Here is a 6935-nt window from a genome sequence, read left to right as displayed (position 1 = left end):
GCCACCCCGAGCAGCGCGGCCGGCTTGTGCCGGAGCAGCTGAGCCATGGCCTCGGCGATCAGCTCGCCACCCGCGGCGGCGTCCGGAACGATGACGATCTCCACGCTAGCCCCGCCCGCCCGCGAACACGGCCGCCACCTCGGGGATGCGGTCGATGTAGCCGTCGAGGAGCTGACGGCCGACGTTGACCGAGTCGACCAGGGGATGCAGCGAGAACGCCTTGAGCGCATCGGTGCGGGAGCCGGTGACGGCCGCGCTGATCGTGAGCCGTTCGACCGCCTTGACCTGCTGCATCAGGCCGGCCTGGTGGAGGTCGGGCTGGGTGATGGTGAGCGGGTGGACACCGTTGGCGTCGACGGTGACGGGGACCTCGACGACCGCGTCCTGGGGGAGTGCGGACACCGTCGTGCCGTTGCGCACGTTGAGGATCATGGTCGCGCGCTCGTTGCGGCTGACCGCTGCCATCACGGCGAGGGCCACGCCGGCGTAGCCCTGGTGGGCGGGATCGGGCCGGAAGTCCGCGTCGGCCTCGGCCTCACCCTGGACCGCTCCCTTGGCCTCGGCCATGTAGTTGGCGCTGCGGTTGGCCACGGTCTCCCGCCACAACTGCACCGCCGACCCCCCGGCCGCCTCGGTCACCCGCGCGTAGAACTCCCGCTGCTGCCGGGCGAGGAACTCGCCGCGGGTCTGCGGGGCGTCGAGGATGGAGCGTACGGCTTCCCGGTTGAAGTAGTAGTAGTACAGGTACTCGTTGGGGATCAGGCCGAGGTCGCGCAGCCACTCCTTGCCGAAGACGACTCCCTCCTCCAGGCCGCCGAGGCGCTCGTCGTCGGCGAGCAGGCGGGGCAGCACGTCCTCGCCCTCGTGCAGAACCCGGCGCATCCAGCCCAGGTGGTTGAGGCCGACGTAGTCGAACTGGGCCCGGGACGGGTCGAGTCCGAGCGTCGTGGCGATCCGGCGGCCGAGGCCCGAGGGGGTGTCGCAGATGCCGAGGACGCGGTCGCCGAGGACGCTCTGCATCGCCTCGGTGATCATCCCGGCCGGGTTGGTGAAGTTGATGACGTACGCGTCGGGTGCGAGCCTGCGCACGCGGTGCGCGATGTCGAGCATCACGGGGATCGTGCGCAGGCCGTAGGCGAGCCCGCCGGGGCCGGTGGTCTCCTGGCCCAGGACGTCGAGGTCCAGGGCGACCCGCTCGTCGCACATCCGGCCCGTGAGTCCGCCCACCCGGATCGCCGCGAACACGAAGTCGCTGCCTTCCAGGGCGTCGTCGAGCGAGGTGCCGACCGTCACCCTGGGGGCGTCGGGCCGGCCGTCGGCGAACCGGGCGAGCACCTCGGCCATCGCCTTGAGACGGGCGGGATCGGTGTCGTACAGCCAGACGTCGTCGATACGAGGGGTGCCCTGGTCGTGCAGCAGGGCCTGGTAGACGTACGGCACGCGGAATCCACCGCCGCCGAGGACCGTCAACTTCATGCGAGTATCACCTTTCCACCCGCCTCGCGGCAGAGCTGGAGAGTGTCGGGATCGGCACCGCCGGTGGTGATCAGGACGTCGATGTCGGACAGCGGGCACACGCGCAGCGAGCCGGTGCCCGGGAACTTGGTCTCCGCGGCGACCAGGACGACCTTGCCGGCCGTCTCGATCATGGCCTGCTTCAGGGGAGCCTCGACCGCCATGTTGTCGACCACGTGACCGCTCGGGCGGACCCCGGTGCAGCTGAGGAAGAGCAGGTCGGCGCTGACCTGGCGCAGTGCCTGCTCGGTCAGCGAACCGACCAGGGACTGGTAGTTGCGGCGCAGCACACCGCCCAGCATCACCAGGCGTACGGCCTCGTCGTGACGGAGCTCGTCGAGCACGGCCAGGCTGCTGGTGATGACCGTGACCGGCCGGCCACGCAGGCGGCGGGCGATCGCTGCGGGTGTGGTTCCGATGTCCAGAACGACCACGCTGTCGTCCTCGACGAGCTTCACGGCCTCCTCCGCGATGGCCTCCTTGAGCGCCTGGTCGACGGTGGCGACGACGTCGAAGGGGATCTCGTCCACGGGCCCCCGCCCGGTGACGTCCACCGTGGCGTGCGGGGACAGGGCGGCGCCGCCGTAGGTGCGCACCAACTCGCCGTTGCGGTCCAGTTCGATCAGGTCCCGGCGGATCGTGGACTCGCTCACCTGGAGCCGCTCGGCGAGCTCGCGCACCGAGGCCACCCCCGTCGTGCGCAGGGATTCCACGATCTTCGCGTGTCGATTGCGTGAAGTCACGCAAAGAAGATAGCACCGGATGACTGACTTCGGTCATCAGGGCAGGGGAAACTTGCTCGTAACTGACTGACTCTTGTCATCTCGCTCAACCGGTGCTCATAGTTGAGCACTTCATGTGGCGGCACCAGACGGAGGCGGTTTCCGTGCTCGATGTGCTCTTCGCCGGCGAAGTCTTCTGTGACCTCGTGTTCGCCGGCATCCCGCACCTCCCCACCCAGGGCGGTGAGGTGTACGCGGACCGGTTCGCCGTCGTCCCCGGCGGCACCGCCACCCGGAGCGTGGCCGCCGCCCGGCTGGGGCTGCGGACCGGCCTGTGCGCCGTGATCGGCACCGACTTCCTCGGCGCACACATCGCGACCGAACTCGCCCGTGAGGAGAACCTGGACCTCGCCTGGCTGCGCCGGGACCCGGCCGTACAGACCCCGGTCACGGTCGCCGCGACCAACGAACACGACCGCACCTTCATCACCTACGAGGAGGAGGGCGCCCTGCGCCCACAGGTGTGGGACGGTGAGCTGCCCGGCACCCGCTTCGTGCAGCTCACCATCGGCAGGCCGCTGCCCGGCTGGGTCGCCCGGCTGCGCGCCCGCGGCACCCGGGTCGTCGGCGGTGTCGGCTGGGACCCCACCGGCCGCTGGTCCCCCGAGGTGCTCGCCCGCCTCGACGAGGTCGACGTGTTCGTCTGCAACGCCGTCGAGGCCACCAGCTACACCCGCACCGACACGGTCGAGGAGGCCGTGAAGGTCCTGGACGGCCTGGTGGCCGACGTCGTCGTGACGGACGGCCCGCGCGGCGCGCTCTCCGTGGCCGGTGACACCGGCGAACTGGTTCGGATCCCCGCGCCCCGGGTGTCCGCCGTCGACCCCACCGGCGCGGGTGACGTGTTCACCGCCGCCCTCATCACCGGCCTGAGCCACGGCTGGCCCCTGCCCACCCGCCTTCGCTTCGCCGGACTGTGCGCCGCCCTGTCGGTGCGGAGCCTGGGCGGCGCGGGCAGCGCGCCGCACCGGGCGGCCGTCGACGCCTTCCTCACCGAGACCTCCGGCATCCCCGACGATGACGTCGAGCGGATGCGGACGGCCCTGCGCTGACGTTCGCCGGCCCCCCGTCAGGCACTCGCCCCCCGGCAACCGGCCTGCGCCGGATCCGCTCCCGAAACCCCCACCGGCCGTCCCCGTCGGCCGTGTTCTCCCGCCCCGCCGGGAACAGCCGCAGGGTTCCCGCCCCCGCCAGGAACCGTCGCGGGGCTCCCGCCCCGCAGGGAACACCGCACCGCCCACAGCTCCACCAGCACCAGGAGGACCACTCCATGACCGAGAGAACCCGAGGCCGTTCCGCCCGGCGCGTCGTCGCCGCGACCGCCCTCGCCACCGGCCTGCTGACGGCCGTCGCGGCCTGCTCACCCGGCCCCAGCGGCAACTCGTCCGCCGGCGACGCGGACAGGACCGCGGGCCCGGTGTCCACGGACGTCGCCAAGGCGGGCAAGGTCACTCTCACCGAGTGGGACCAGAACACCGACCCGGGCACCGACGCCTCCACCGAGGCACTCAACAAGGCGTTCATGAAGAAGTACCCGAACGTCACGATCAAACGGGTCTCCCGGTCCTTCTCCGACCTCAAGACGACCCTGAAGCTCGCCCTGTCCTCCTCGAACCCGCCGGACGTCGTCCAGGCCAACCAGGGCTACCCCGACATGGGCGCCTTCGTGAAAGCCGGCCTCCTCCAGCCCGAGGACCGCTACGCCAAGGTCTACGGCTGGGGCACCGCCTTCCCGTCGCAGCTGCTCGACCTCAACCGCTTCAGCTCGGACGGCAGGACCTGGAAGACCGGCAACCTCTACGGCGTCTCGCAGACCGGCGAGATCGTCGGCATCTACTACAACAAGGCCAAGCTCAAGTCCCTCGGCCTGGCCGTCCCCACCACCCTCGCCGGTTTCGAGACCGCCCTCGCCAAGGCCAAGTCGTCCGGCCTGCAGCCCATTTCCTACGGTGACGCGGACAAAAGCCCCGGCATCCACATCTTCGGCGTCGTACAGGCGGCCACCGCGGGCAAGGCGGAGGTCCGCAAGCTGGTGTTCAACGAGGGCGGTGCCAAGTGGACCGACGCCGGGAGCCTGAAGGCGGCCACCACCCTGCGCGGTTGGGCCGACAAGGGCTACCTCGGCTCCGGCTTCAACGGTGAGAGCAAGGACCAGGCGGTCGCGAACTTCGCCGCCGGCAAGTCGCTCTTCCTCGTCGACGGCACCTGGCAGGCCGCCGTACTCGAACCCAAGATGAAGACGAACGTCGGCTTCACCGCGCTCAGCCCCGCCGACGGGCAGCCCCCGCTCACCCAGGGCGGCGAGGGCCTCGCCTGGGCGATGACCTCCAAGTCCAAGCACCCGGACGTGGCCGCCGCCTACATCGACTTCCTCGTGAACAACAACGGCATGAAGGTCCTCGCCGCCAACGGCAACCTGCCCGCCCTCCCACAGGCCGACTACAAGCCCGCCGCGGGCACCGTCGACGCCGACATCCTCGACGGATGGAAGGCGGTCAGCGAGAAGGACGGCCTGCTGCCCTACCTCGACTACACCACCCCGACCTTCTACGACACCCTCACCGCCGCCGTCCAGGAGCTGACGGCCGGACAACTCTCGCCCCAGGCCTTCGGGGTCCAACTCCAGTCCGACTACGCCTCGTTCCAGCAGAGCAGCTAAGGCCGTACCCTCATGGCTGTCACCGCACACCGCCCGACGGCACGCGAACGCCGGGCCGACGCCCTCAGCGGGCGTCCGGCCCGGCGCCACGGCCGAGTCCAGTGGAAGGGCTACCTCTACGCCCTCCCCGCTCTAGCCGTCCTCACGGTCTTCCTCCTGATCCCGCTCGGCCAGCTGGTCCAGATCTCCCTGTTCCACTGGGACGGTCTGTCCGCCTCCACCTGGGCCGGCCTCGACAACTACACCGAGATCGCGCGCGACCCGCAGCTGCGTGCCGGCTTCCTGCACTCCCTGGTGCTGATCCTCTTCTTCTCGGTCCTGCCGATCACGCTCGCCCTGATGCTGGCCGCGATCACCACCCGCGCCTCCCGGCTGCGCGGGGTCTCCGTCTTCCGTGCACTGATCTTCCTGCCGCAGGTCGTCGCCATGGTCGTCACCGCGACCGCCTGGACGGCGATCTACGCGCCGGACGGCGTCCTCAACACCGCCCTGCGCGCGATCGGCCTGGACGCGGTCGCCCGTCCCTGGCTCGGCGACTTCTCCACCGCCCTGCCGTCCGTCGGGCTCATCGGCACCTGGCTGGAGATCGGCCTGTGCCTGGTGCTGTTCATCGCCGGCATCGGCCAGATCCCCGGGGAGCTGTACGAGGCGGCCAAGCTCGACGGAGCGGGCCTGGTAAGGGAGTTCACCGCCGTGACGCTCCCCGGCCTGCGCGGGCAGATCACCGTGGCGCTCACCCTCACCGTGATCGCCGCGCTGAAGACCTTCGACCTGGTGTACGTCGCGACCCACGGCGGCCCCGGCAACGCGACCAGCCTGCCCGCCTTCGAGGTCTACAACCGGGCCTTCGGCACCGGCCAGGTCGGCTCGGCCTGCGCCATCGCCGTCGTGCTGACCGCGGTGATCCTGCTCATCACCTTCCTGATCACCAAGCTCCAGCCCGAGGAGGACGGGACATGATCTCCGCACGCGAACGCGCGCTCAACTACGTCGTCCTGACCGTTTTCGCCGCGCTCGCCCTGATCCCGTTGATCGGCGTGGTGGCGTCCGCGCTGACCCCCGCCGCCCAGGCGTCCCCGTCCTTCACCTGGCCGCACCACCTCGACCTCGGCAACTTCGCCACCGCCTGGCATCAGGGCCACTTCGCCACGTATCTGGGCTCCAGCCTGCTGGTGGCGGTGTCCGTCGTCGTGCTCACCGCCGTACTGGCGATCCTGGCCGGGTTCTCCTTCGCACACTTCGACTACCCCGGCCGGTCACTCCTCTTCTACATCACCCTGATCGGCCTGATGGTGCCGCCCGAGGCGTTCGTCATCCCGCTCTACTTCAATCTGCGTGACACCGGGCTCGCGGACTCCTACTGGGCGCTGATCCTGCCGCAGACCGCCCAGTCCCTGGCTTTCAGCGTCTTCTGGATGCGCAACTTCTTCCGCTCGGTACCGGTCAGCGTCATCGAGGCGGCACGGCTCGACGGCGCGACGGACTGGCGCCTCCTGTGGCGGATCCTCGTCCCCACCAGCCGCCCCGCCCTGCTGACCATGGCCATGCTGGTCTTCATGTGGACCTGGAACGAGTTCCTGCTCCCGCTGGTCATGATCACCGACGAGAACAAGCGGACCGCGCCCCTGGGCCTGGCGTTCTTCCAGAGCGCGCACACCACCCAGTACTCCCTGCTGGCGGCCGCCTCGATCATCGTCGCCCTGCCGGTCGTCGCGCTCTACGTCTTCCTGCAACGGCACTTCATCTCCGGCATGCTGTCGGGCGCCGTCAAGGCGTGAGAGCGGGCAGTACGTGCCAGCCGTCTCCGCTGTGAGGCCGCGCGGTTGTTGCGGTGACCGCACGCCGTCGGCCTGCGGTGCCGCAGAAGCATTGCGACGACTTCTGGACCCTGCGCGGGCCGTTTGACCCGCGGTCCTGCAGGTTGGTTGAGACTGCCGCAGTTGCGGTGAGCACGTCTGTTGCGGGGTGCTGGGGGAGTG

General features: G+C 70.1%; 6 protein-coding genes and 1 pseudogene. 4 read left to right on the top strand and 3 right to left on the bottom strand.

All coding sequences use genetic code 11. From position 1 onward, the window contains the following. The 3 genes and pseudogenes from ACFY0P_RS45245 to ACFY0P_RS45235 form a co-directional block, all read right to left on the bottom strand. Window positions 1-104: pseudogene (locus ACFY0P_RS45245) on the bottom strand (glucosamine-6-phosphate deaminase); the annotation flags it as partial. Window position 105: 1 nt separating this feature from the next. Continuing rightward, entirely contained in the window at window positions 106-1476 is a 1371-nt protein-coding gene (locus tag ACFY0P_RS45240; protein WP_388927839.1) for a 6-phospho-beta-glucosidase, read from the bottom strand. Further along, window positions 1473-2258: a DeoR/GlpR family DNA-binding transcription regulator gene (locus ACFY0P_RS45235; RefSeq protein ID WP_388927837.1), complete on the bottom strand. Its 786-nt coding sequence runs from the start codon at window positions 2256-2258 to the stop codon at window positions 1473-1475. Before ACFY0P_RS45235 ends, ACFY0P_RS45240 begins: the two co-directional genes overlap by 4 nt. 143 nt (window positions 2259-2401) lie before the next feature. Here ACFY0P_RS45235 and ACFY0P_RS45230 point away from each other — a divergent pair, with 143 nt between their 5' ends. The 4 genes from ACFY0P_RS45230 (at window position 2402) to ACFY0P_RS45215 (ending at window position 6734) form a co-directional block, all read left to right on the top strand. Next, window positions 2402-3349, top strand: a complete 948-nt coding sequence (locus tag ACFY0P_RS45230) for a carbohydrate kinase family protein (RefSeq protein ID WP_388927835.1) — start codon at window positions 2402-2404, stop codon at window positions 3347-3349. Window positions 3350-3567: 218 nt separating this feature from the next. After that, entirely contained in the window at window positions 3568-4956 is a 1389-nt protein-coding gene (locus tag ACFY0P_RS45225; RefSeq protein ID WP_388927833.1) for an extracellular solute-binding protein, read from the top strand. 12 nt (window positions 4957-4968) lie between these two features. Then, window positions 4969-5916: a carbohydrate ABC transporter permease gene (locus tag ACFY0P_RS45220; RefSeq protein ID WP_388927830.1), complete on the top strand. Its 948-nt coding sequence runs from the start codon at window positions 4969-4971 to the stop codon at window positions 5914-5916. After that, window positions 5913-6734 carry a carbohydrate ABC transporter permease gene (locus tag ACFY0P_RS45215; protein WP_388927827.1) on the top strand — a complete coding sequence of 274 codons (822 nt, stop codon included), beginning with the start codon at window positions 5913-5915 and terminating at the stop codon, window positions 6732-6734. Before ACFY0P_RS45220 ends, ACFY0P_RS45215 begins: the two co-directional genes overlap by 4 nt. Window positions 6735-6935 lie beyond the last annotated feature (201 nt).

It is taken from the genome of Streptomyces sp. NPDC001714 (assembly GCF_042892755.1).
Lineage (GTDB): Bacteria > Actinomycetota > Actinomycetes > Streptomycetales > Streptomycetaceae > Streptomyces.
The sequence above is the reverse complement of the archived record's forward strand: the minus strand, read 5'-3'. Positions and strand labels throughout refer to the sequence as shown.